The organism is Allobosea sp. Root670, assembly GCF_001429415.1.
In the GTDB taxonomy this organism is placed as follows: Bacteria; Pseudomonadota; Alphaproteobacteria; order Rhizobiales; family Beijerinckiaceae; genus Allobosea; species Allobosea robiniae.
On the sequence record NZ_LMJU01000001.1, the window covers coordinates 223618 to 246772 of the forward strand.

Sequence of the window (23155 nt, forward strand, 5' to 3'; positions counted from 1 at the left end):
CCATATCATCGCGTCGATTGCCAGAGCGACTCATGAGCGTCAAGCAACCGCCATACGCATGAGCCGCCCCTTGTTCGCTGCATATATCACATGCGAGTTTGTGGGGAGTGGTCAAGCCCGGCCACAATTTTTCCGTTTTTTGGCCGTGCCTTTCCATGAAAAAGCTGACTTCGCCTGAATTTGCGCGCCTCGGCGAGCGCACGCGCCTCGTCCTGGCAGGCCGCGACCCCGCCGACAGCTACGGGTTTGTCAATCCGCCTATCGTACGAGGCTCGACGGTGGTCTATCCGAACACCGAGGACTTCCTGGTGCGCAAGGCGCGCTACACCTACGGCACGGACGGCAACCCGACGATCGACGCGCTGATCGCCGCCGCCAACACGATCGAGGGCGGCGCGGGCGTCGTCGTGACGCCATCGGGCCTGATGGCCTGCACACTTGCCTTTCTCGCCATGCTCTCGGCCGGCGATCACGTTCTGGTGACGGACAGCGTCTACCGGCCGACGCGGATCTTCTGCGATACCTTCCTGAAGCGGATGGGCGTCGAGACGACCTATTACGACCCGCTGGTCGGCGCCGACATCGCCAAGCTGTTCAAGCCGAACACCAGGGCGATCTGGACCGAGGCTCCGGGCTCGCAGACCTTCGAGATGCAGGATATCCCGGCCATCGTGGCGGCTGCGCGTGAGCGCGACATTCTCGTCGCGATGGACAACACCTGGGCTACGCCGCTGTTCTTCGATGCCCATGGCTTCGGCGTCGACCTCTCCGTGCAGGCTGGTACCAAATATTACGCCGCCCATTCCGACGTGCTGATCGGCACCGTCTCGGCCCGCACGCCGGAGCTGTTCAAGGCGTTGCGCGCAACCTGGGGCCAGCTCGGCCTGATCATCGCCCCGGAAGACGCCTTCCTGACGCTGCGTGGCATGCGCACGATGGCCATCCGCCTGAAGGAGCAGATGCCGGCCGGCATCGCCATGGCGGAATGGCTGCGCGCGCGGCCCGAGGTCGCTCAGGTCCTGCACCCTGCCCTGCCGGGCGCGCCCGGGCACGAGATCTGGAAGCGCGATTTCACCGGCGCCTCCTCGCTCTTCACCTTCGAATTGAAACCGGTCTCGATGAAAGCCGTCGGCGCGATGCTGGACGGGCTGACATTGTTCGGGATCGGCGCGTCCTGGGGCGGCTATGAGAGCCTCGTCCTGCCCTTCGACTGCAAGAGCTATCGCACTGCGACCGGGCCCGGCTTCAAGGGCCCGACGATCCGCATCCATATCGGGCTGGAGGACATCGAGGATCTCAAGGCCGATCTCGATGCCGGCTTCGCGCGGTTGCGGGCGGTCGGCTGAGCGTGGGCCACCCGGCCGTCATTCCCGGGCGAAGCGCAGCTTCGACCCGAGAACCTCAGGACGAGAAGGCGCCGGAACCTTCGGCGTCATTGCGAGCGCAGCGAAGCAATCCAGGGGCGGCAGCGCTCGACGTCCCCTGGATTGCTTCGCCGCTTCGCTTCTCGCAATGACGGCTGGAGCCCTTTCCGGCGATAGATGTTCGGGTCAAGCCCGAGCATGACGCCCAGTGAGGAGCGCTTAGAGCCTGCCGATCTCGAAATCGCGGCCGAGCAGCTTCGCGAGCTGCTTGAGCCGCCCCTCGACACGCTCGCTCGCCAGCGCCGACAGATCGTCGGGAAACCGCAACAGCAGGCGATTGTCGACGCAAGCCGCCGGAATGCGCGGCAGGATGCCCGCCATGCCGGCCGAAAGCAGATAGGCGACGCGGAAGATCGCCGCGATCAGCAGCGCTCGCGCGAGAATGGCCGGCGGCAACAGCGTCTTCAGTCCCGCCGCCCCCGGCGAGCTCGCCTTCATCCCGGCATAGCGGTGGAAGATCGCCAGCGCCAGGAAAGCCCGCCCGACATGGTCGATGCCGGTGAAATAGGCATGGGCGATGACGTTCATGCTCTGCTCGCCGCGATAGTCAGGATGGGCGCGCCAGCCGATATCGGAGAGCAGGCAGACGGTCTCGATCATCCGGCCGGATGGCTCGTCCTGCGGCAGGCCGGCCGTTTCGAGGATGCCGCGGGTCCAATTGATCAGCTCGGCCGCATGGCGCGGATCGCGTGCGCGCAGCAGGTTGTAGTCACGCGCCGCCTGCAAGAGCGGATCGGCATTCTGCTCCTCCGGCGAGAGCTGCTCGTGCAGCAGGCCTTCGCGCACGCCCTGCGCCGAGATGATGATGCCCCGCGGCTTGCCGCGCTTGATCAGCTCATCGAGCACCAGCGCGCCATAGGCCAGCAGCGGACGGCGGGCCGACGAAACCGAATCGATCGCATCGAGCACCGAGGCATCGGCCCGCTCGACCAGCTTGACGAAATCGGCGACGTCGCGCGTCGGCACGGCATAGCCGTGCATCACGTTGAGCGGATAGGCCATGCGGTGCTGATGAAGAGTGGCAAGCGCGCGCCAGGTCCCACCGACGGCATAGAAGTCCCGCCCCTTCATCGCAGCGAGCTGCGGCAGCTTGTCGAGTTCGTCCTTGACGATTTTCTCGGCAGCCCTCAGCGAGCCCTTCGAGCGGTCGAGCAAGGCAAGACCGCCGAGCGGCACGCTGGCGCCCTGCCCCACCGAACCGCCTTTGACCGAGATCAGCTCCAGGCTGCCGCCGCCGAGGTCGCCGACGACACCGTCCGGCACATCGAAGCCCGAGATCACGCCGAGGCCGGAGAGCACGGCTTCGCGCCCGCCCGAGATCAGTTCGATCGGCTGGCCGATCGCCTCCTCGGCACGCGCGATGAACTCGGGCCCGTTGCTGGCATAGCGCGCCGCCGCCGTCGCGATAACGCGGAGTTCCCCGACATGCATGGCTTCGCAGAGGATGCGGAAGCGGACCAGCGCGTTGATCGCCTTGGCGATGGCATCGTCGGCGAGGCGTCCGGTCGTGGCGACCTGGCGACCGAGACCCGCCATCTCCTTCTCGTTGAAGACCTGGGCGGGCGCGCGCGCCAGCATCTCGTAGACGACAAGACGGACCGAGTTCGAGCCGATATCGACGATGGCAATGGTATGGGAGAGCGCGAGCCGCCCCGGCGCGTGCCTGGGCTCAGGCCTTGCGTCCCCCTCGGCGTGCGAGGGAGCGGGGACTTGAATTGGAGAGCGATTTTCCACGTCCGGACAGACTCGGGTTCGTCATGAAGTACTTATGCGCATTGAACGGCTCTTCGTTCGGCGCGGGGACAATGCGGCGCGAGCCGCCATCGGGCAATATCGTCCAGCTCTGCTCGTTGTCGAGCAGGTTGGCCAACATGATCTGATCCAGCAACTGCTGATGCACCGTCGGATTCAGGATCGGGGTCAGCGCCTCGACGCGGCGATCGAGATTGCGCGGCATCAGATCGGCCGAGGAGATGTAGATCTTGGCCTTGGGTCCGGGCATGCCGTGGCCGGCACCGAAAGCGTAGATGCGCGTATGCTCGAGGAAGCGGCCGATGATCGACTTGACGCGGATATTCTCGGACAAGCCGGGCACGCCCGGCCGCAGGCAGCAGATGCCGCGCACGACGAAGTCGATCTCGACGCCGGCCTGGCTCGCGTCATAGAGCGCGTCGATGATCTCCGGGTCGACCAGCGAATTGCACTTGCCCCAGATCGCGCCCTTGCGGCCGGCCTTCACATGGGCGACCTCCTCGGCGATGTCGGCGAGCAGACGCTGCTTCAGGCCAGTCGGCGAGACGGCCATCCGTTCCAGCCCGGCCGGCTCGGCATAGCCGGTGATGAAGTTGAAGACGCGGGCGACGTCCTGCGCGATCACCGGATCGGCAGTGAAGAAGGAGACATCGGTATAGATGCGCGCCGTGATCGGGTGGTAGTTGCCGGTCGCGATATGGCAGTAGCTGACGAGCTGACCGGCCTCGCGGCGCACCACCAGCGAGAGCTTGGCGTGGGTCTTGAGCTCGATGAAGCCATAGACGACCTGGACGCCGGCGCGCTCCATCTCCTTGGCCCAGCGGATATTGGCTTCCTCGTCGAAGCGAGCCTTGAGCTCGACCAGCGCCGTCACCGACTTGCCGGCCTCGGCCGCTTCCGTCAGCGCCTTGACGATCGGCGAGTTCGATGAGGTGCGGTAGAGCGTCTGCTTGATCGCGACGACATTGGGATCGCGCGCCGCCTGCTGCAGGAACTGCACGACGACATCGAAGCTCTCATAGGGATGGTGGACGAGCAGGTCCTTCTGGCGGATCGCAGCGAAGCAATCGCCGCCATGCTCGCGGATACGCTCAGGGAAACGGGCATTGTACGGTTTGAACTTCAGGTCCGGCCGGTCGACGCCGACGAGCTGCGAGAGCTCGGTCAGGCCGATCAGGCCGTTGACCTCGACGACCTCGTCGCTGTCGACCTTGAGCTCGCGCACGATCAAACGGCGCAGATGGTCCGGCATGCCGGTCGAGAGCTCGAGCCGGATCACCACGCCGAGGCGGCGCTGCTTCAGCATGGTTTCGAAGACGCGGACGAGGTCCTCTGCCTCCTCCTCGATGTCGAGATCGGAATCGCGGATGATGCGGAAGGAACCCGCCCCCTTCACCTCGTAGCCGGGGAAGAGCTTGCTGATGAACAGCGAGACCGCGTCGTCGAGCGCGATGAAGCGATGCAAACCCTCGCGCGCCAGATCCGGCAATTCGATGAAGCGGTCGATCTTGGTGGGCACGCGGATCAACGCGTCGAGCTGACGGCCATCATTCTTGCGCTCCAGCGCCAGCGCGATGGTGAAGCCCAGATTGGGAATGAAGGGGAAGGGATGCGCCGGGTCGATCGCCAGCGGCGTCAGCACCGGGAAGATGTAATTGAGGAAGTAGTCCTCCAGCCAGATTCGGTCCTGCGCGCCGATATCGCCGGGCTGGAGCAGGTGAATGCGGTTCTCGTGCAGCTCATGACGCAATTCGGCCCAGCGCGCCTGCTGGTCGGCGGTCAGTGCCGCGACGGCCTCGCCGATGGCGACGAGCTGGCCGGCCGGCGTCAGGCCGTCCTGGCTGCGCGTGGTCACGCCGGCCTTGAGCTGCTCGCGCAGGCCGGAGACGCGGACCATGAAGAATTCGTCGAGATTGTTCGCGGAGATCGAGAGGAAGCGCAGCTGCTCCAGCAGCGGGTGGCTGCGGTTCGAGGCTTCCTCCATGACGCGGCGGTTGAACTGGAGCCAGGAGAGCTCGCGGTTCATGAAACGCTCCGGCTGCTGGCGCAGGGGCGCCGCATCAGCCTCGCTGGAGAGCTTCTCCGACTCGTCGATCACCGTGTCGAGGGTCATGCGCTTCACTCGCGTCCTGGTCGTCTTGCCGCTCATGCCGCCGTTGAAGCCATTCTAGTGCGACGGTTCGATGACAAGCGACATGATTTGAAGCATGCGGCCTGCGCAGAGATAGCCGGATTCAACCCGGCTCCTCCGGGAACAGTTCCGCCAGCGCCTCCTGCACCAGCGGGCGCGTCACCCGGCGTCCGCGTTCCAGCGCGAGCCGGTCGAGCCGATCGACGACCTGCCGCGCGGCGGCGAAGGAACGTTCCATCCGCATGGCCAAGCTGTCGATCACGGCGATATCGACCACGAGCTGGCGGTCGATGAACAGCTTGACCAGCAGTGCCCGCAGCAGCCCGTCATCCGGCGGTTCGATCGTCGCGGCAGGCGCCAGCCGGAGTCGCGACAGCAGATCCGGCACACTAACGCCCCAGAGATCGGGCGCGCTTCGCGCCGTCAGCAGCAGCGAGCCGCCACGCGCCTTGATTGCGTTCATCAGGTGAAACAGGGCTCGCTCGTCGAGGTGGCCAGCATCGCAATCCTCGATCACCAGCGCCCCGCCGGACACGAGGTGGGGCACCTCCGCCTCGTTCAGCTCCGCTGCCGAAATCGTCCAGGCATGGGCGGCGCGGGCCCAGATCGCGGCAAGATGGGTCTTGCCGGCCCCTTCCGGTCCGGTCAGGCGCAGCCAGGCCTCCGGCCAGGCGGGCCAGCTCTCGATCAGGCTGTAAGCCGCCTCGTTGGAAGAGCCGACGAGAAAATCCTCGACGCCATGGCGGCTGTCGACCGGCAGGTCGAAGGCGAGCTGGCGCGGGCGTTGCGGAATGTCGGACATGGCGGCTCAGGCGTCGGCGTCGACGCGTGCCTTTGCCGCCGCAGCGCGGGTGGCATCGCCGCCGTGATAGAGATTGCTGGCGAGATATTGCCTCAGCGCAAAGCGGCAGAGCACGCCGATGACAGCCGCGAGCGGCACGGCAAGCAGCAAGCCCACGAAGCCGAACAGCGAGCCGAAGGCAAGCAGCGCGAACATCAGCCAGACCGGGTGCACGCCGATGGAATCGCCGACGAATTTCGGCTGGAAGATATTTCCCTCGAGGAATTGCCCGGCCAGGAAGACGCCGAGCGTCGCCAGCGGCCAGGTCCAGTCCGGCCAGAACTGCACCGTCGCGACGCCGACCGAGAGCACGAGTCCGGTCAGCGAGCCGACATAGGGGATGAAGGAGAGGAAGCCCGAAATGATGCCGATCAGCGCACCGAAATTCACGCCGATGACGCTGAGGCCGATCGCATAGAAGCCACCAAGCAGGACGCAGACCAGCGCCTGCCCGCGCAGGAAGCCGGCGATCGCCATGTCCATCTCGTGCAGCAGGCTGCGGATGGTGTCGCGATGGTCGAGCGGCAGCCAGCTATCGACGGTCGCGACCATGCGGTCCCAGTCGACCAGCAAGTAGAAGGCGATGACCGGCGTCAGCACCAGGAGCGAGAACACCCCGACGATGGCGGTGCCGCCGCTCCAGAGCGATTGCAGCAGGCCACCGACCCATTTCATGCCGTCGCCGACGAGGTTGCCGAGCGAATTCTGCGCTTCCTTGGTCAAGTCGGCGCCGCCGAAGCGCTCCAGCCAGGGCGCCCCCTTCTCCAGCACCAGCGCCTGCAGCTTGGCGGCGTCGCCCGGCAGGCGGGCAACGAGCCCGGCAAGCTGCTGGCCGAGCAGCGGCGCCAGCAGCACCAGCCCCAGCACGAAGATGAGCAGGAAGACGACGAGGATGACGATCGTCGCCGCCAGCCGGTTCATGCCCATGCGCTCCAGCCTGTCGGCGAGCGGGTCGAGCAGATAGGCCAGCGCCAGTGCCGCGATGAAGGGCAGCATCACGTCCCGCAGCATCACCAGAACCAGGATGAATACGAGAAGGGAGCCGACCCAGAAGCCGATCTGGCGTTGCAACGTCATCGATCAGCCTCTCTCGCGTCTCACGGCCGGCGGGACAAGACAAATGTGCATCGAGGCCCGGGGTTCCAAGCCGCAATGGCGGATAAAGCCCCGTCAACCTGCCATGTGGCGCAGCCAGAAGGCGAGATAGGCCGTCATCGAGGCGACCGTCAACAGAGCGACGAGGAGTTCACAGACCAGAGCGGCAGCGCCGAGCTCGATCCCAAAGGCGCGCGAACCGAGCGCCAGCGCGGCGAAGCCGATCTGCGCGGCGGTGTTGAGCTTGCTGACGACGATCGGCGCGATCGTCAGGGGCTTGTCGAGCAGCCAGGACAGGATCACCGCCGCCACGATCATCAGGTCGCGTGCGACGACGAGCACGACGAGCCAGACCGGAATCGCGCCGACGATGGCGAGCGTGATGTAGATCGAGACGATCAGGGCCTTATCGGCTACGGGATCGAGCCAGGCGCCCAGCTCGCTCGCCATGCCGCAGCGCTTGGCGAGGAAGCCGTCGACAGCATCCGAGACGCCGGCGACGACGAAGAGGATGAAGGCCGTCTCCCAGTTCGCGCCGACGATCATGACGATGACCAGCGGCACCAGGAACAGGCGACCGATGGTGATCAGGTTGGGGATCGTCATGGCGATAGTTTCGCGCGAACCGCGGAAAAGACCAATGCTCTCCGGACAGAGACCCTGCGTCCAGTCGGAATGACGTCGCCTCGCCTGTGAGAAATCGACAAAGCCGGCGCAGATGCCTTGCCAGCGCGGGCGCGCTTGCCTATCGCTCGCGCGAGCAGAAGGAAGGCGAAACGCAATGAGCAAGCCCGGCGCAAACGGACTGACCTATGCGCAGGCAGGCGTCGATATCGACGCCGGCAACGCCATGGTCGACGAGATCAAGCCTCTGGTGCGCGCGACGCGCCGGCCGGGCGCCGATGCGGAGATCGGCGGCTTCGGCGGATTGTTCGACCTCAAGGCCGCCGGCTTCAGCGATCCGATCCTGGTCGCGGCCAATGACGGCGTCGGCACCAAGGTCAAGATCGCCATCGAAAGCGGGCTGCACGCAACGATCGGCATCGACCTCGTCGCGATGTGCGTGAACGACCTGATCGTGCAGGGCGCCGAGCCCCTGCTCTTCCTCGACTATTACGCCACCGGCAAGCTCGACCCGAAGGTCGGCGTCGAGATCGTCCGCGGCATCGCCGATGGCTGCCGCCAGGCCGGCTGCGCATTGATCGGCGGCGAGACCGCCGAGATGCCCGGCATGTATGCCGAGAAGGATTACGACCTCGCGGGCTTCGCCGTCGGCGCCGCCGAACGCGGCACGCTTTTACCGCGCGAGGACCTGAAGCCCCGCGACGTGGTCTTCGGCCTGCCCTCCTCCGGCGTGCATTCCAACGGCTATTCGCTGGTTCGCCGCATCGTCGAGGTCAGCGGCCTCGGCTGGGAGGCGCCCGCCCCCTTCGCGCCCGGCAAGAGCCTGGCCGAAGCACTGCTGGAGCCGACCCGGATCTATGTGAAGCCGCTGCTGCAGGCGCTGAAGGCGACGGACGGCATCAAGGCGCTGGCGCATATCACCGGCGGCGGCTTCCCCGACAATATTCCGCGCGTCCTCCCGGAGGGGCTCGGCGTCGCGCTCGATCTCACCGCCATCCCGGTCCCGGCCGTGTTTGGCTGGCTTGCCCAGGTCGGCGGCGTCGCCGAGCGCGAGATGCTGCGCACCTTCAACTGCGGCATCGGCATGATCGTCGCGGCTGATGCCGGCAAGGCGGATGAGGTTCTCGCCGCGCTGAAGGCCGCAGGCGAAGCGCCGGTGAAGCTCGGCGAGATCGTGCCTGTCGCCAGCGGCGAGGAGCAGGTCAGCTATCGCGGCAAGCTCTCGCTGTGAGCGCCATCCCTCCCCGCAAGCGCGTCGGGGTGCTGATCTCCGGGCGCGGCTCGAACATGGTCTCGCTGGCGCAAGCGGCGCAGGCGCCGGGCTATCCGGCGGAAATCGCGCTGGTCATCTCGAACATTCCCGATGTCGCCGGGCTCGACCGGGCACGCGATTTCGGCATCGCCACGGCGACGGTCGATCATCGCCCCTTCGGCAAGGACCGCGAGGCCTTCGAGCGCGCGGTGGATGAAGCGCTGCGGGTGAACCAGATTGACCTGCTCGTGCTCGCCGGTTTCATGCGGATCCTGACGCCCTGGTTCGTGGCGCGCTGGGAAGGCCGGATGATCAACATCCACCCGTCGCTCCTGCCGCTGTTCAAGGGCACGCATACGCATCGCCAGGCGCTGGAAGCCGGCGTTGCCGAGCACGGCTGCTCGGTGCATTTCGTCGTGCCGGAACTCGATGCCGGGCCGGTGATCCTGCAGGCGAAGGTGCCGGTCCTGCCTGATGACGACGAGGAGACGCTGTCGCAGCGCGTCCTCGTCGAGGAGCACAAGCTCTATCCGGCGGCGCTGGCGGAGGTCGCGTCCGGCCGGGCCAAGCTTGAAGACGGCGTCGTGATCCGCGGCTGAGCCGCAGCATCGCCCTCGCGCTTGCAGCGCTCCCACTCCTCCTTCGCCCTCTCCTCCTCCTTCTGCCAGCGGCGGAAGAGATCGGCACGGCGCGCGGGATAGCGCTCCTCCAGCGCGGCGAGGCCGGTCATGCGGTCGGTGCGGAAATGGCGGAAGGCCTGCCGGAGCTCGCACCAGGCGATGACGACGCGCACGCGCTCGTAGAACGTCATGCCGATCGGCCAGATCATCCGCTGCGTCGCCTGGCCGCTCTCGTCGCTGTAGTGGATCGAGAGCTTGCGGCCGTTGCGGATGGCGGCACGCACGGCTGCGACATCGACCTGATCGGCCGGGACGTCGCCGGGATGGGAGGCCGCGAACAGCGCACCATCGAGCAGGATCGGCCGCAGATGCGGCGGCAGCACCGCCGCGACCTTGCTGACGACATCCTCGGCAGCCCGCGCGAGCACCGGGTCGGCCCGTTCGCTGAGCCAGCGCATGCCGACCAGCACGGCCTCGATCTCGTCGGGCGAGAGCATCAGAGGCGGCAGGTCGAAGCCTGCGTCGAGCACGTAGCCGATGCCGGCCTCGCCGCGCACGGGCACGCCCTGGCGCACCAAGGCGCCAATGTCGCGGTAGACCGTACGCACGGAGACGTCGAGCTCGGAAGCCAGCGTCTCGGCCGTCACCGGGCGCCTGCGGCGACGCAGGCTCTGGATCATGTCGAGCAATCGTTCAGCGCGCTGCACGGCGGCGTCTCCCCACTCGTCTCCCGATCCAGCACCCATGCCGTTCGACCGAGACGATCGAACGGGCAACGATGTGGACCTGCGGCAGAATGGCTCGACCGCGCTGACAGGTTCTGTCAGGAGCGTGTCAGCAGCAAGGCGGCCGTAGCGAGAAGGATGCCGCCGGCGAGCCGGCGCAGCCGTCAGTTCAGAACGGGCGCTTCAGCTTGCACTGGTCGATGAACTGCAGGCCCTTCTGGCGGGCCGTGTCGTTGAAATAGCCGGTGTCGCGGAAGGCCTGGATCTCGTCCTTGGTCATCGCGTTGACCGTGCCCTTGGCGTAGCAGCTGCAGGGGGTGTGGACGGCTTCGCGCGTGGTGCCCATCAATTGCGACTGCGTGATCAGGCAGGCGTCGAAGGCGCGCAGCTGGATCATGTAGGGGGTCAGGTTCTTCGCCGTCGGGTCGGGCGGCGGCAAGGTCGTCGAGCTGCTTGCGGCATAGGCCGAAACGCTCGCCAGAATCGACAGTCCACCGGCCAGAACGACCGCACCCATCCGCCGCATCTTCATGATTCCGCCTGCCCTTCGAGAACGGAGCCCATCGAAGACCACGATGCCGAGCCCCTGCCCCGGCATGGCCATAGTGCGAGCCCGAGGTCAAGAGGCGGATCATCGCCGGACTACCGATTCATGGGTGGCGCGCGCCAGAGCAGGCGTTCGCAGCACCGGCGGCACAATCCGCCCAGAGCCCGCAGGTTCCGGCCATTTGAGAGGACAGCCTGACCGATGCCGACACGGTCAATGCGGCCGTTTCCGGTCCTGCATCGCCTTTCCCGAGAACCGCATGCCCTTTTCGAGTCGAAGCTTCAGTCGGCCTCGGGCGCACTGTCCGCCAGCTCGAGGAACACGGCCGCACAGAGCAGCCAGAGGATCGCCAGTTCCATGATCGCCGCTGCTCCTGGAGCGCCTTTCGGCCGCCATTCCCGGCCTTGCGATCATTCTCCCCGTCATCGATTAACGGGCGGTATCCGGGCCTGCCCCGACCCGCACCGCGAGCCCTGCCCGTCGCCTCTAGGCGGCCACAGGCACCGCCAGTCCGAGCTCGACCAGAATGGAGCGCGGGCACAAGCAGCCGATCTGGCTGGGCGGCGGCCCCCAAGCGCCTTGCCACTCGAGGCCGCCCTGCTTCCACGCTTCGACGACCGCGCGCCACTGCCTCCGCTGTTCGGAGGATTTGCGCCGGCGGACCGAGCCGGAGTTCCTTTTTGCCATGTCAGCCTCACCGTCTAGCTGCGACGCAGCATAAATTGTGCATCGCAACAGAGATAAGAAGCCGTCGAGCGATGCGCCACCCTCGTTTCGGCAGGGCCAGTATGCACGCGGAGGCTTGGCAGCCGGAGGCGGAGTGCTGTTTGGCGCTTTCGAACGGCTCGACATGGCCTGTCGGCCAGCCGGCAGCTTGGTCCCGCCTCGCCGCCGGGACAGAGCGAAACCGTGCAGAAGCTGACGACGCGTGAAAGGACCCTAAGATCAACCACTTGAAAATGTTGAAGATAACGAAATGGGAACCTTAACCGTGCATTAAACCTCCTCCGCCAGATTGCGGGCATACCCTATCGGAGACGCCGTCGCGTCGGAGTTCTGGATCATGCGTTGCGTTGCGTATCTGGCAGGTCTTTCGACCTGCCTCGCCCTGTCGCTGCCTGGCTATGCCCAGGCCCAGTCGAGCGACTACTCGACCCTGACTTCCCCCCAGTCGGCGCAGAACTGGTACATCACGGTCGGCGCCGGCGTACGCTACCAGCCCGACTACACCGGCTCGGACGATTACGTTTTCCGGGCCCGCCCGATCATCTCGCTGGGCAAGGGCCTGAAGAGCACCTGGTGGAGCGCCGAGGACGACGCGATGCTCAGCATCGGTGTATTCTCCGGACAGGGCTGGCGCATCGGCTTCTCGGGCGACCTGCTCTGGAAGCGCTCGGCCAAGGTCAATCCGGCCCTCGTGGCAGTGCCTGCGACCAAGTTCGGCGCCGAGCTCGGCGGCTTCGCCGAGTTCTACCCGACCTCCTGGCTGCGCGGCCGTGTCGACCTGCGCCGCGGCGTCGTCGCGCATGACGGCGTCGTCGCCGATTTCAAGCTCGACGCCTTCTCGACCGTCGGACAATGGACGCTCGGCATCGGCCCGCGCATGCGGATCACCTCGGCCGACTACGTCCGGACCTATTTCGGCACTCGCGGCGCCCAGCCGGGCACGGGCGGCCTGCTGCAGCGCTACAACGCCGGCGTCCACACGGTCGGCGCCCTGGCGCAAGTGACCTATCACTGGTCCGACCAGCTCAAGACCACGGGCTATGTCGAATACAAGCGCCTTGTCGGCGACGCCACGCGCTCGCCGATCGTCAGGCCGTTCGGCTCACGCGATTCGCTCACCTTCGGCCTGTCGGCGAGCTATTCGTTCGACACGGGAACGAGCTACTCCTTCGGGCTCTGACGAGCCGCCGCGCCATGGCGGGGCTTCCCCTGCCATGGCGTCCCCAAACCGCAAAAGAAAAGGCGGGCCGGATACCGGCCCGCCTTTCTGCTTTTCAAGCTGCGGCTGGGATCAGCCGACGATCTCGTTGCCAGCGAAGAACTGGGCGATCTCGATCGCAGCCGTCTCCGGAGCGTCCGAGCCGTGCACGGTGTTCTCGCCGACCGAGAGGGCGAAGAGCTTGCGGACGGTGCCCTCGGCAGCGTTGGCCGGGTTGGTGGCGCCCATCACTTCGCGATACTTGGCGATACCGTCCTCGCCTTCCAGAACCTGCACGACCACCGGGCCGGAGGTCATGAACTCGACGAGCTCGCCGAAGAACGGACGGGCCGAGTGGACCGCATAGAAGGTCTCGGCCTGGGCCTTGGTCATCTGGATGCGCTTCTGCGCGACGATGCGCAGGCCGGCCTTCTCGATGACCGCGTTGACCGCGCCGGTGAGATTGCGCTTCGTCGCATCGGGCTTGAGAATGGAGAAGGTACGCTGGACAGCCATCGATCGATCCTTGGAAGGGGTACGGAGAAGGGAAATGTGGCGCGCTTATAGCGACCACCTTCGCACCCCACAAGGCTTGTGCGCCGGGCCGTCATGCCCGGAATCCATGAGCCGGCGGATCAATTCCATGTTAGGATCGGGCGTTGACGACAAGGAGCCGATCCATGGTGCTCATTGCTCTCGCCTTCGCCAGCTGCCTGGCAATGCTTTGTCAAATCCTGCTCGTGACACCGGACTCCATCACCCGCGACCGCAGGGGCAACCAGCCCCCGCCTTCCGGCGGCATCGCGGCGTTCTGAACGGCGCAGCAGGGCGGCATCCTCCGATACCGAACGTGGCCTCAGTGCCGCGTCAGGAAAGCGCGGGCTTCGCGCAGGGCCGAGGCGATCTCGTCGCGATTCATCTCGAGCGCCAGTTCCTGACGGTGCGCCGCTGCCCGGGCGCAGCCGCGGGCAAAGGCGACGTTGAACCACATCTGCGCCTTGACCAGGTCGACAGCTCCCGCCCGCCCCGAAGCGTGCATCAGTCCGAGTTCGTAATAGGCTTCCGCCGATACCTCCGCCGGGATCACCAGCGAAGCAGGAACAGCGCTCATCTCCATGCGTGCCATGACAAATCACCCTCTTGTCGTTGTGCCGGCCACCCGTCCAAAGGCCCCCGGCTGATGTCTGCGAGAGTGGGTCCGATCTTTAAAATGCCTCCTAAATTTCGCGATGAATCGAGTCTCAACGAGACGTAAGCGGGCGGTTAAATCAACGAAGGATTCACCCCGGAATCGCGAAATTCGCAATAATCTCAATACCCTGATCTTGCGTCACCCTGCGGCGCATTGAGAATGGATTCACCTTGCGCGGCGGAAGCGGCAGAAACCTCTTCCGCTGCGGCAGCTTGGAGACGGGCCCGATCCCGGATATAGTTCATATCTGAACCATGCAGGCATAGCTGGTCGGACACGGGAGGATCGGATGCATCACGGAACCGGATCGAAGCTTGCCGCCTTCGCGACGCTCGGCCTGCTGGCGGGCGTCACGACTGCTGCGGCGCAGGACGTGGTCGGCACCTGGGAGCGCGATACAGGCGCCTCGCGCGTGCGCTTCACGAAGTGCGGCGAGGCGCTCTGCGGCTCGCTCTCCTGGCTCAAGGAGACGAACGGGCCGGCCAAGGTCGGTCAGCGCATCTTCTACGACATGAAGCCGAACGGCGCGAACAAGTGGAGCGGCAGCGCCTTCAATCCCGAGGACGGCAAGACCTATTCGGGGACGATGACGCTCTCGGGCAGCACGCTGACCACCGCAGGCTGCGTCATGGGCGGGCTGATCTGCCGCTCGGTGAAGTGGAACCGGATGAACTGACGTTTTGCCGCCAACGGCGGGAAAACGTCATCCTCGGGCGTAGCGAAGCGCAGACCCGAGTATCTCATGCCGGAAGAGGCGACCTCTCGTCCTGAGATGCCCGGGTCAGGCCCGGGCATGACGGCCCGTGTTCAGCGCGCCTTCTGGCCGAACAGGATCGCCTTTTCCTCCGGCGTGCTGATGCCCGCCGGATTGCGCAGCTCTTCGCCGACCTTCAGCCCGCGCTGCACGGCCGGGCGCGCCTGCATCGTCTCCAGCCAGCGCGCGACATTCGGGAACTGCTTCAGGTCCTGGCCCTGCTTTTCCCAGCCACGGGCCCAGCCGATGCAGGCCATGTCGGCGATGGAATAATCGCCGCAGATATAGTCGCGGCCTTCGAGACGCTTGTTCAGCACGCCATAGAGGCGGTTGGTCTCGTTGGTGTAGCGATCGATGGCGTAGGGCACGGGCTCGGGCGCATAGAGACGGAAATGATGGGTCTGGCCGAGCATCGGGCCGAAACCGCCCATCTGCCAGAACAGCCATTCGTCGACTTCGACGCGGCCGCGTTCGTCCTTCGGATAGAATTTTCCGGTCTTGCGGCCGAGATATTGCAGGATCGCGCCGGATTCGAAGACCGAGATCGGCTTGCCGCCCGGCCCGTCGGGATCGACGATCGCCGGCATGCGGTTGTTCGGGGATATCGCGAGGAAGTCCGGCTTGAACTGGTCGCCCTTGCCGATGTTCACCGGAACGATGGCGTAGGGCAGCCCGGTCTCCTCGAGCATGATCGTGATCTTGGTGCCGTTCGGCGTCGGCCAGTAATACAGGTCGATCGGCTTGGCGGGGGCTGCGGACATCGGTCGCTTCCTTTCAGGCGGGAGGCCTCGCCATCGAACCTAGGAAGCTTGCGAAGGCCCCGTAAGGGGCTGCGGTGCGCTTTCGGCGCGACCGCGCCATGCCCTGACGGCGGGCTCGCTCAGGGCGAGAGCGCCATCTTGAAGCCTTCGTGGCTCTGCTCGAAGCCGAGGCCAGCGTAGAAGCGATGCGCGTCGGGCCGGGCCTTGTGCGAGGTCAGTTCGACGAGGCCGACGCCCTTCTGCGCCGCGAAGGAGAGCGCATGGCGCATCATGATCGCGCCGATGCCGCGGCCACGGCATTCCGGCGCGACATGGACGCTCTCGATCTTGGCGCGGATGCGCCCGCGCTCGGCCAGGCCCGGCAGGATCGTGATCTGGTAGGTGCCGATGACCTTGCCTTCATGCTCGGCGACGAAGAGCGTGTTGTAGGGGTTGGCCGCGATCACATCGAAGGCCTTGAGATAGACCGGGTCCTGCGCCTCGGCCACGATCTCTCCCGGCGTGCGCTTCTGCACGGAAGCGCCATGCATGATCAGCTCTGCGACGCGCGATACGTCGGCCCTGACCGCCTCGCGCATGCGGATTTCGGAAGCGTCGATTTTCGTCATAGGCCTGTCTCGTTTGTTGGGCGCCTGCGTCAGGCGACGAAGAGGCGCTTCGCCATCAGGAGCGTATTGGGCGTATCGTCACGCCCGTCGAAGCGCGCCTGCCTTTGCAGGAAGAAGCCCATGCGCTCGTAGAAGGTGATGGCCGGCTCGTTCTGGCTCTCGACCTCGAGCCGCGCCACCGGCGCCTCCGGAAAGCAGGCCAGCGCGACCTGCAGCAAGGTGCGTCCGATGCCGACGCCCTGCCGGGTCGGCAGGACATAGAGCCGCGTCAGCAGGGCCGCGCCGTCACGCTCCTGCCGGGCCGAGGCCGTCGCGACGATCTCCTCGCCGACCAGCGCGACGAGGAAGACGCCCTCGTCGCGCCCGAGCTGCGCTTTCAGGTTCTCGAGGGAGTGCCAGGCATTGGTGATCTCGGCGACGCGCTGCCAGCCATAGATGCCGTCATAGGTGGCGTGCCAGGTCTCGACCAAAAGCGCCCTGACCGCCGGGAGATCGGCGGCTTCGGCGTCGCGGATGACGAGATCGGCTGGCGTCACATGATCACTCGATGCCGAGTTTCTGCTTCAGGATCTCGTTCAGGGCCTGCGGATTGGCCTTGCCACCCGAGGCCTTCATGGCCTGGCCGACGAACCAGCCCAGCATGGTCGGCTTGGCCTTGACCTGCTCGACCTTGTCGGGATTGGCGGCGATCAGTTCGTCCACGGCCTTTTCGATGGCGCCGGTATCGGTGACCTGCTTCATGCCGCGGGCCTCAACGATCTCGCGGGGATCACCGCCCTCGGTCCAGAGGATCTCGAACAGGTCCTTGGCGATGCGGCCGGAGATGACGCCCTCACCGATCAGGTCGACGAGCCCGCCGAGCTGCGCGGCCGAGACGGGCGAGGTCGTGACGTCCTTGCCTTCCTTGTTGAGGCGGCCGAACAATTCGTTGATGACCCAGTTGGCGGCGGCCTTGCCGTCGCGACCCTTGGCGACCTCCTCGAAATAATCGGCCTGCTCGCGCTCGGCGACCAGCACCGAGGCGTCATAGGGCGAGAGCCCGTAAGTCGCGATGAAGCGCGCCTTCTTGGCGTCCGGCAGTTCCGGCAGCGCGCCCTTCAGGCTCTCGACGAAGGCATCGTCGAATTCGAGCGGCAGCAGGTCCGGGTCGGGGAAGTAGCGGTAATCGTGCGCTTCTTCCTTGGAGCGCATCGAACGCGTCTCGCCCTTGCCGGGATCGTAGAGGCGGGTTTCCTGATCGATCGTGCCGCCATCCTCGATGATGCCGATCTGGCGGCGCGCCTCGGTCTCGACCGCCTGGCCGATGAAGCGGATCGAGTTGACGTTCTTGATCTCGCAGCGGGTTCCCAGCTCCGCGCCGGGCTTGCGGACGGAAACGTTGACGTCGGCGCGCAGGTTACCCTTCTCCATGTCGCCGTCGCAGGTGCCGAGATAGCGCAGGATGGTGCGCAGCTTGGTGACATAGGCCTTGGCCTCCTCGGCCGAGCGCAGGTCGGGCCTGGAGACGATCTCCATCAGCGCGACGCCGGAACGGTTGAGGTCGACGAAGCTCATCGTCGGGTGCTGGTCGTGGATCGACTTGCCGGCATCCTGCTCCAGATGCAGCCGCTCGATGCCGACGGTGATCTGCTCGGTCGGCGAGAGATCGACGACGATCTCGCCCTCGCCCACGATCGGGCTCTTGTACTGGCTGATCTGGTAGCCCTGCGGCAGGTCCGGGTAGAAGTAGTTCTTGCGGTCGAAGACCGAACGGTTGTTGATCTGCGCGTTGAGGCCCAAGCCCGTACGCACCGCCTGCCTGACGCATTCCGCATTGATCACCGGCAGCATGCCCGGCATGGCGGCATCGACGAGGCTGACATGCTCGTTCGGCTCGGCACCGAAACCGGTCGAGGCGCCGGAGAACAGCTTGGCATTGGAGGTGACCTGGGCATGGATTTCCATGCCGACGACGATCTCCCAGTCGCCGGTCGCGCCCTTGATCAGCTTCTTCGGGTCGGCGGGGCGGGCATGCGCGTTCATCTGGACTCTTCCGGCTGATAGAGTCGGATCCGATCACGTCGAAACCTGATCGGTGAATCCGCCTCCAAGTTATATTAGAGGACGCGTGACCCGATCATATTGCAACGCAATCTGATCGGCGCGTGCTCCAGCGCCTACGCGTTACGATGTCGGCGGGCGGGCGGCAAGCATCCGTTGCACCGGCACGGCACTCACGAGAGGCGAAAATGGCCCGCCGCGTTGCGCTCCTGCAACCAGATGGCGGGAATGTGGCTTATGTGGCGCTATATCGCGCCGATTGACGGGTGATGGTTCTTGACATTCGTCACTCGCCACCCCTTCTTGCGCAAAATGCCGGAAACCCTCATTGGTTGGGCCGGCTCGTTACCCGGAGTTCCGTCATGTCACGCAGCCGTTTCATCGGTCTGGTGCTCACCGCCATCTTCACGTCGACCGTCCTGACGGCTTTCGACGCCGCTGCACAGGGGGCTCCTCCGGCCCCTCCGGTCCAGGTCGCCAACCCGCTCGCCAAGCGCATCACCAACTGGGACGAGTACACCGGTCGCTTCGAGGCCAGTGAACAGGTCGACGTGCGCGCCCGCGTCTCCGGCTTCATCGACAGCGTGCATTTCTCCGACGGCTCGCTCGTCCAGAAGGGCGACCTGCTCTTTACCATCGATCAGCGGCCTTACAAACTGGCCGTCGACGTGGCCCGCGCCGAAGTCGCGCGCGCCAAGGCCCAGGTCGAGCTCGCCCAGAACGAAGTCGAGCGCGCCGAGGGCCTGACCCAGAACCGCACGATCACGGCGCGCGACGTCGACCAGCGTCGCGCCAACCTGAACAGTGCGGTCGGGTCGCTGCAGGGTGCCGAGGCGAACCTGAAGAACGCCGAGCTCAACCTCGAATGGACCGAGGTGCGCGCGCCGCTCGCCGGGCGCATCTCGAACCGCCGCGTCGATCCGGGCAACCTGATCGCCGGCGGCCAGTCGGGCGCGTCGCTGCTGACGACCATCGTCGCGGTCGCGCCGATCTACTTCACCTTCGACGTCTCGGAAGCCGATTACCTGCGCTATGCCCGGATGAGCAACCCGCGCGACGGGGCCAGCAAGGATGCCGGGACGGTGGTCGAGGTGCGCTTGTCCGACGAACCCAAATGGGGTCGCCGCGGCAAGGTCAACTTCCTCGACAACGCGCTCAACGCCCGTTCGGCGACGATCCGCGGCCGCGCCGTGTTCGAGAACAAGGACCAGTTCCTGACGCCGGGCGTGTTCGGGCGCCTGCGCTTCTACGCCGGCGAATCCGACGCGCTGCTGGTGCCGGACACGGTCATCGCCTCGGACCAGGCCCACAAGATCGTGCTGACGCTCGGCCCCGAGAACAAGGTCGTGCCGAAGCCGGTCGTGCTCGGGCCGCTCAGCGAAGGCCTCCGGGTGATCCGGTCCGGGCTGACGCCCGAGGACAAGGTGATCGTCGGCGGCACCGCCAACCCGATGGTCCGCCCGGGCGTCACCGTCGCCCCGCAGCCCGGCGAGATCAAGGTCGCGACGACCAACTGAGCGCCTGCCGCACTGGCTTTCCGCAAAAGCCGGTGCCCGCCTCTCGGGCCCTGCCTGGCCCGGCATCGAATCACGGACGCCAACGGGCGCCCGCCCGCCTTATTCCGGCCAGGACATTCCCATGTTCCGCTTCGCCCATTTCTTCATCGACCGGCCGATCTTCGCCACCGTGCTCTCGGTGCTGCTGACGATCGCCGGCGCCATCGCGCAGCGCTCGCTGCCGATCGCCGAATATCCCGAGATCGCGCCGCCGACGGTGTCGATCACCGCGACCTATCCCGGCGCCTCGGCCGAGACGGTGGCCGCCACGGTGGCGACGCCGATCGAGCAGGAGGTGAACGGCGTCGACGACATGCTCTACATCACGTCGCAGTCGACCGGCGACGGGCGCGTGACCATCAACGTCGTGTTCAAGGCCGGCGTCGATGTCGACCAGGCCCAGGTGCTGGTGCAGAACCGCGTCTCGCAGGCCGAAGCGCGCCTGCCGGCGGAAGTGCGCCAGCTCGGCCTGCAGGTGCGCAAGGCCTCGCCCGACTTCCTGATGGTCATCAACATGATCTCGCCGGACGGGTCGCGCGACGCGCAGTACATCTCCAACTACGCCTCGCTCTACGTGAAGGACGTGCTGACCCGCGTCGACGGCGTCGGCGACGTGCAGGTCTTCGGCGCACGCGACTTCTCGATGCGCATCTGGCTGGACCCGGCCAAGGTGGCGGCGCGCAACCTGACGGCCGGCGACGTCGTCGCCGCGCTCCGGGCGGCGAACGTCCAGGTCGCGGCCGGCGCTCTGAACCAGCCGCCGGCGAAGTCGGACGAGGCCTTCCAGCTCTCGGTCAACACGCTCGGCCGCCTGACGGATATCTCCGAGTTCGAGAACATCGTCGTGCGCTCGGACGCCGATGGCGGTACGATCCGCGTCCGCGATATCGCCCGCGTCGAGCTCGGCTCGCAGGACTACACCACCAACGCCTATCTCGATAACAAGAACACCGTCGCCATCGGCGTCTTCCAGCGCCCGGGCTCGAACGCGCTTGCGACCTCGGACAAGCTGATCGCGACGATGGCCGACATGGCCAAGCAGTTCCCGGTCGGCCTCGAGCATCGCATCATCTACAACCCGACCGAGTTCATCGGCGAATCCGTCGACGCCGTCGTGCGGACGCTGCTCGAAGCGGTCGTGCTCGTCGTGATCGTGGTGATCCTGTTCCTGCAGACCTGGCGCGCCGCGATCATCCCGATCGTCGCGATCCCGGTCTCGCTGGTCGGCACCTTCCTGGTGATGAGCGCGGTCGGCATCTCCTTCAACACGATCTCGCTGCTGGCGCTCGTGCTCGCCATCGGCATCGTCGTCGACGACGCGATCGTCGTGGTGGAAAATGTCGAGCGTTATCTGGCCGAGGGCATGACGCCTAAGGAAGCCGCGCACAAGACCATGGACGAGGTCGGCGGCGCGCTGCTCGCCATTGCGCTCGTGCTTTGCGCGGTGTTCATCCCGACCGCCTTCATCAGCGGCCTGCAGGGCACGTTCTACCAGCAGTTCGCGGTTACGATCGCAGCCTCGACGGCAATCTCCTGCTTCGTCTCGCTGACGCTCTCGCCGGCGATGTCGGCGGTGCTGCTCAAGGCGCACAAGAAGCATGACGAGCACGAGCAGCACGGCTTCCTCTACAAGCTGGGCGCGCCGGTCCGCTGGTTCTTCCACTATTTCAACGCCGGCTTCGACTGGCTGTCGCGAACCTATGGCCGCGTCACCTCGCGACTCATCCGGATCGCGGTGATCCTGCTGATCGTCTATTCCGGCCTGATCGCGGCAACCGTCTACGATATCCGCAAGACTCCGACCGGCCTCGTGCCGCAACTCGACCGCGGCTATTTCATCGCCGTGATCCAGTTGCCGCCGGGTTCCTCGCTGCAACGTACCGACACGGTGCTGCGCAAGGCCAACGAGATCCTGCAGTCGCGCCCCGGCGTGGCCCATACCGTCGCCTTCGCCGGCCTCGACGGCGCGACCTTCACGATCGCGCCGAACGCGGGCGTCGCCTTCGTCACCCTCTCGCCGTTCAAGGATCGCGAGAAGCAGGGCCTGACCACACAGGGCATCCTGAACGATCTGCGCCAGCAGATGTTCGGGATCACCGAGGCCTTCACCCTGCTGATCGAGCCGCCGGCCATTCCGGGCATCGGCACCGGCGGCGGCCTGAAGGGCTACGTGCAGGATCGCGGCGGACGCGGGCTTGCGGCGCTTGAAGGGGCGGCCTGGACCGTCGCCGGCTCGGCCGCGCAGGTCCCGGGCATCCAGCAGCCCTTCACGCTGTTCTCGACCAAGACGCCGCAGATCTATGCCGATATCGACCGTACCAAGGCGGAGATGCTCGGCGTGCCGGTGACGCGCATCTTCGAGACCCTGTCGGTCTATATGGGCTCGGCCTATATCAACGACTTCAACCTGCTGGGCCGCACCTTCCGCGTCACGGCGCAGGCCGACAACCCGTTCCGCCTGACCACGCGCGACGTCGCCACGCTCAAGACCCGCAATGCGGATGGCGAGATGGTGCCGATCGGCTCGGTCGCGTCCTTCCACGACACGACCGGCGCCTATCGCGTGCCGCGCTACAACCTGTATCCGGCGGCGGAGGTGCAGCTCTCGATGGCGCACGGCTTCTCGACCGGACAGGGCATCGCGGCGGTCGAGAAGATCGCGGCGGAGCGGCTGCCGGCCGGGTTCGGCTTCGAATGGACCGAGATCGCGCTGCAGGAGAAGCTCGCCGGCAACACCGCGGTGATCGCCTTCGGGCTGGCGGTGGTGTTCGTCTTCCTGCTGCTGGCGGCGCTCTACGAAAGCTGGCTCCTGCCGCTCTCGGTCATCCTGATCGTGCCGATGTGTATCCTGGCCGCGATGTTCGGGGTGAACTATGCCGGGCTCGACCGCAACATTTTGGTCGATATCGGCCTGGTGGTGCTCGTCGGCCTTGCCGCCAAGAACGCGATCCTGATCGTCGAGTTCGCCAAGCAGGCCGAGGACGAGGGCATGCACCGCCGCGACGCGGCGATCGCAGCCGCCAAGACCCGCCTGCGGCCGATCCTGATGACCTCGATGGCCTTCATCCTCGGCGTGCTGCCGCTGACCGTCTCGGTCGGTGCCGGCGCCGAGATGCGCCAGGCGATGGGCATCGCGGTGTTCTCGGGTATGCTGGGCGTGACCTTCTTCGGCCTGATCTTCACGCCGGTGTTCTACGTGATGGTGCGCTGGCTGGCGGATCTGCGCGGGACGAAGCGCAAGGCCGCGGCGCAGCCGACCGGGGCGCATTGAGGCCACGGAAGGCCCGGGACAACCAAACAAGAAAGGGG

The 23155-nt window shown here is 66.1% G+C and carries 21 protein-coding genes; 8 read left to right on the forward strand and 13 right to left on the reverse strand.

The window, feature by feature from the left end; translation table 11 throughout:
• Window positions 1–155 precede the first annotated feature (155 nt).
• Complete coding sequence (metC, locus tag ASE61_RS01005) at window positions 156–1346, forward strand: cystathionine beta-lyase (protein WP_061963794.1); 1191 nt, start codon at window positions 156–158, stop codon at window positions 1344–1346.
• 237 nt (window positions 1347–1583) lie between these two features.
• Here the strand turns inward: metC and ppx are convergent, their stop codons facing one another.
• The 5 genes from ppx to ASE61_RS01030 form a co-directional block, all read right to left on the reverse strand.
• The gene (gene ppx / locus ASE61_RS01010; protein WP_274532840.1) at window positions 1584–3158 is read right to left on the reverse strand and encodes an exopolyphosphatase; all 1575 of its coding nucleotides are present in this window, start codon (window positions 3156–3158) and stop codon (window positions 1584–1586) included.
• On the reverse strand, window positions 3094–5289 hold the full coding sequence (locus ASE61_RS01015) for an RNA degradosome polyphosphate kinase (protein WP_061965455.1): 2196 nt from the start codon (window positions 5287–5289) through the stop codon (window positions 3094–3096). Before ASE61_RS01015 ends, ppx begins: the two co-directional genes overlap by 65 nt.
• A gap of 121 nt (window positions 5290–5410) precedes the next feature.
• Entirely contained in the window at window positions 5411–6109 is a 699-nt protein-coding gene (locus ASE61_RS01020; protein ID WP_061963796.1) for a hypothetical protein, read from the reverse strand.
• 6 nt (window positions 6110–6115) lie between these two features.
• Complete coding sequence (locus ASE61_RS01025; RefSeq protein ID WP_061963798.1) at window positions 6116–7225, reverse strand: AI-2E family transporter; 1110 nt, start codon at window positions 7223–7225, stop codon at window positions 6116–6118.
• Between the two features lie 93 nt (window positions 7226–7318).
• Complete coding sequence (locus ASE61_RS01030; protein WP_061963800.1) at window positions 7319–7849, reverse strand: CDP-alcohol phosphatidyltransferase family protein; 531 nt, start codon at window positions 7847–7849, stop codon at window positions 7319–7321.
• Window positions 7850–8024: 175 nt separating this feature from the next.
• Here ASE61_RS01030 and purM point away from each other — a divergent pair, with 175 nt between their 5' ends.
• Entirely contained in the window at window positions 8025–9098 is a 1074-nt protein-coding gene (purM, locus tag ASE61_RS01035) for a phosphoribosylformylglycinamidine cyclo-ligase (RefSeq protein ID WP_061963802.1), read from the forward strand.
• A 56-nt stretch (window positions 9099–9154) separates the two neighbouring features.
• Entirely contained in the window at window positions 9155–9718 is a 564-nt protein-coding gene (gene purN, locus ASE61_RS01040) for a phosphoribosylglycinamide formyltransferase (protein ID WP_413813522.1), read from the forward strand.
• On the opposite strand, the gene ASE61_RS01045 is transcribed toward purN, so the two are convergent.
• Together ASE61_RS01045 and ASE61_RS01050 are read right to left on the reverse strand one after the other, a co-directional pair.
• A complete protein-coding gene (locus ASE61_RS01045) occupies window positions 9646–10446 on the reverse strand; it encodes a helix-turn-helix transcriptional regulator (RefSeq protein WP_082617002.1) in 801 nt (266 codons plus the stop codon). The genes purN and ASE61_RS01045 overlap by 73 nt on opposite strands.
• 187 nt (window positions 10447–10633) lie before the next feature.
• Entirely contained in the window at window positions 10634–10996 is a 363-nt protein-coding gene (locus tag ASE61_RS01050; protein WP_142115313.1) for a hypothetical protein, read from the reverse strand.
• Between the two features lie 1078 nt (window positions 10997–12074).
• Between ASE61_RS01050 and ASE61_RS01060 the strand changes: the two genes are divergently transcribed.
• Window positions 12075–12917, forward strand: a complete 843-nt coding sequence (locus ASE61_RS01060) for a MipA/OmpV family protein (RefSeq protein ID WP_061963810.1) — start codon at window positions 12075–12077, stop codon at window positions 12915–12917.
• Window positions 12918–13028: 111 nt separating this feature from the next.
• Here ASE61_RS01060 and ndk read toward each other — a convergent pair whose 3' ends face one another.
• Window positions 13029–13451: a nucleoside-diphosphate kinase gene (ndk, locus tag ASE61_RS01065; RefSeq protein ID WP_061963812.1), complete on the reverse strand. Its 423-nt coding sequence runs from the start codon at window positions 13449–13451 to the stop codon at window positions 13029–13031.
• A 164-nt stretch (window positions 13452–13615) separates the two neighbouring features.
• Here ndk and ASE61_RS27355 point away from each other — a divergent pair, with 164 nt between their 5' ends.
• The gene (locus ASE61_RS27355; protein ID WP_274532841.1) at window positions 13616–13750 is read left to right on the forward strand and encodes a hypothetical protein; all 135 of its coding nucleotides are present in this window, start codon (window positions 13616–13618) and stop codon (window positions 13748–13750) included.
• Between the two features lie 41 nt (window positions 13751–13791).
• Here the strand turns inward: ASE61_RS27355 and ASE61_RS01070 are convergent, their stop codons facing one another.
• Window positions 13792–14046 (reverse strand): hypothetical protein, encoded by a 255-nt coding sequence (locus tag ASE61_RS01070; protein WP_244492685.1) that lies wholly within the window; start codon window positions 14044–14046, stop codon window positions 13792–13794.
• A gap of 370 nt (window positions 14047–14416) precedes the next feature.
• Here ASE61_RS01070 and ASE61_RS01075 point away from each other — a divergent pair, with 370 nt between their 5' ends.
• Complete coding sequence (locus tag ASE61_RS01075) at window positions 14417–14803, forward strand: DUF2147 domain-containing protein (RefSeq protein ID WP_061963814.1); 387 nt, start codon at window positions 14417–14419, stop codon at window positions 14801–14803.
• A 131-nt stretch (window positions 14804–14934) separates the two neighbouring features.
• On the opposite strand, the gene ASE61_RS01080 is transcribed toward ASE61_RS01075, so the two are convergent.
• From ASE61_RS01080 to gatB, 4 genes are all read right to left on the reverse strand, one after another.
• The gene (locus tag ASE61_RS01080) at window positions 14935–15642 is read right to left on the reverse strand and encodes a glutathione S-transferase N-terminal domain-containing protein (protein WP_061963816.1); all 708 of its coding nucleotides are present in this window, start codon (window positions 15640–15642) and stop codon (window positions 14935–14937) included.
• 119 nt (window positions 15643–15761) lie between these two features.
• On the reverse strand, window positions 15762–16250 hold the full coding sequence (locus tag ASE61_RS01085; RefSeq protein ID WP_061963818.1) for a GNAT family N-acetyltransferase: 489 nt from the start codon (window positions 16248–16250) through the stop codon (window positions 15762–15764).
• A gap of 29 nt (window positions 16251–16279) precedes the next feature.
• The gene (locus ASE61_RS01090; protein ID WP_061963820.1) at window positions 16280–16786 is read right to left on the reverse strand and encodes a GNAT family N-acetyltransferase; all 507 of its coding nucleotides are present in this window, start codon (window positions 16784–16786) and stop codon (window positions 16280–16282) included.
• 4 nt (window positions 16787–16790) lie between these two features.
• A complete protein-coding gene (gene gatB / locus ASE61_RS01095; RefSeq protein ID WP_061963822.1) occupies window positions 16791–18272 on the reverse strand; it encodes an Asp-tRNA(Asn)/Glu-tRNA(Gln) amidotransferase subunit GatB in 1482 nt (493 codons plus the stop codon).
• 380 nt (window positions 18273–18652) lie between these two features.
• Between gatB and ASE61_RS01100 the strand changes: the two genes are divergently transcribed.
• Entirely contained in the window at window positions 18653–19807 is a 1155-nt protein-coding gene (locus ASE61_RS01100; protein ID WP_061963824.1) for an efflux RND transporter periplasmic adaptor subunit, read from the forward strand.
• Window positions 19808–19928: 121 nt separating this feature from the next.
• Window positions 19929–23117: an efflux RND transporter permease subunit gene (locus tag ASE61_RS01105; protein ID WP_061963826.1), complete on the forward strand. Its 3189-nt coding sequence runs from the start codon at window positions 19929–19931 to the stop codon at window positions 23115–23117.
• Window positions 23118–23155: the final 38 nt, after the last annotated feature.

Coding starts and splice junctions, on each gene's coding strand:
- metC (WP_061963794.1), top strand. CDS start 156: ATGAAAAAGCTGACTTCGCCTGAATTTGCGCGCCTCGGCGAGCGCACG.
- ASE61_RS01015 (WP_061965455.1), bottom strand. CDS start 5,289: ATGACCCTCGACACGGTGATCGACGAGTCGGAGAAGCTCTCCAGCGAG.
- ASE61_RS01020 (WP_061963796.1), bottom strand. CDS start 6,109: ATGTCCGACATTCCGCAACGCCCGCGCCAGCTCGCCTTCGACCTGCCG.
- ASE61_RS01025 (WP_061963798.1), bottom strand. CDS start 7,225: ATGACGTTGCAACGCCAGATCGGCTTCTGGGTCGGCTCCCTTCTCGTA.
- ASE61_RS01030 (WP_061963800.1), bottom strand. CDS start 7,849: ATGACGATCCCCAACCTGATCACCATCGGTCGCCTGTTCCTGGTGCCG.
- purM (WP_061963802.1), top strand. CDS start 8,025: ATGAGCAAGCCCGGCGCAAACGGACTGACCTATGCGCAGGCAGGCGTC.
- purN (WP_413813522.1), top strand. CDS start 9,155: ATGGTCTCGCTGGCGCAAGCGGCGCAGGCGCCGGGCTATCCGGCGGAA.
- ASE61_RS01050 (WP_142115313.1), bottom strand. CDS start 10,996: ATGAAGATGCGGCGGATGGGTGCGGTCGTTCTGGCCGGTGGACTGTCG.
- ASE61_RS01060 (WP_061963810.1), top strand. CDS start 12,075: ATGCGTTGCGTTGCGTATCTGGCAGGTCTTTCGACCTGCCTCGCCCTG.
- ndk (WP_061963812.1), bottom strand. CDS start 13,451: ATGGCTGTCCAGCGTACCTTCTCCATTCTCAAGCCCGATGCGACGAAG.
- ASE61_RS27355 (WP_274532841.1), top strand. CDS start 13,616: ATGGTGCTCATTGCTCTCGCCTTCGCCAGCTGCCTGGCAATGCTTTGT.
- ASE61_RS01070 (WP_244492685.1), bottom strand. CDS start 14,046: ATGAGCGCTGTTCCTGCTTCGCTGGTGATCCCGGCGGAGGTATCGGCG.
- ASE61_RS01075 (WP_061963814.1), top strand. CDS start 14,417: ATGCATCACGGAACCGGATCGAAGCTTGCCGCCTTCGCGACGCTCGGC.
- ASE61_RS01080 (WP_061963816.1), bottom strand. CDS start 15,642: ATGTCCGCAGCCCCCGCCAAGCCGATCGACCTGTATTACTGGCCGACG.
- ASE61_RS01085 (WP_061963818.1), bottom strand. CDS start 16,250: ATGACGAAAATCGACGCTTCCGAAATCCGCATGCGCGAGGCGGTCAGG.
- gatB (WP_061963822.1), bottom strand. CDS start 18,272: ATGAACGCGCATGCCCGCCCCGCCGACCCGAAGAAGCTGATCAAGGGC.
- ASE61_RS01100 (WP_061963824.1), top strand. CDS start 18,653: ATGTCACGCAGCCGTTTCATCGGTCTGGTGCTCACCGCCATCTTCACG.
- ASE61_RS01105 (WP_061963826.1), top strand. CDS start 19,929: ATGTTCCGCTTCGCCCATTTCTTCATCGACCGGCCGATCTTCGCCACC.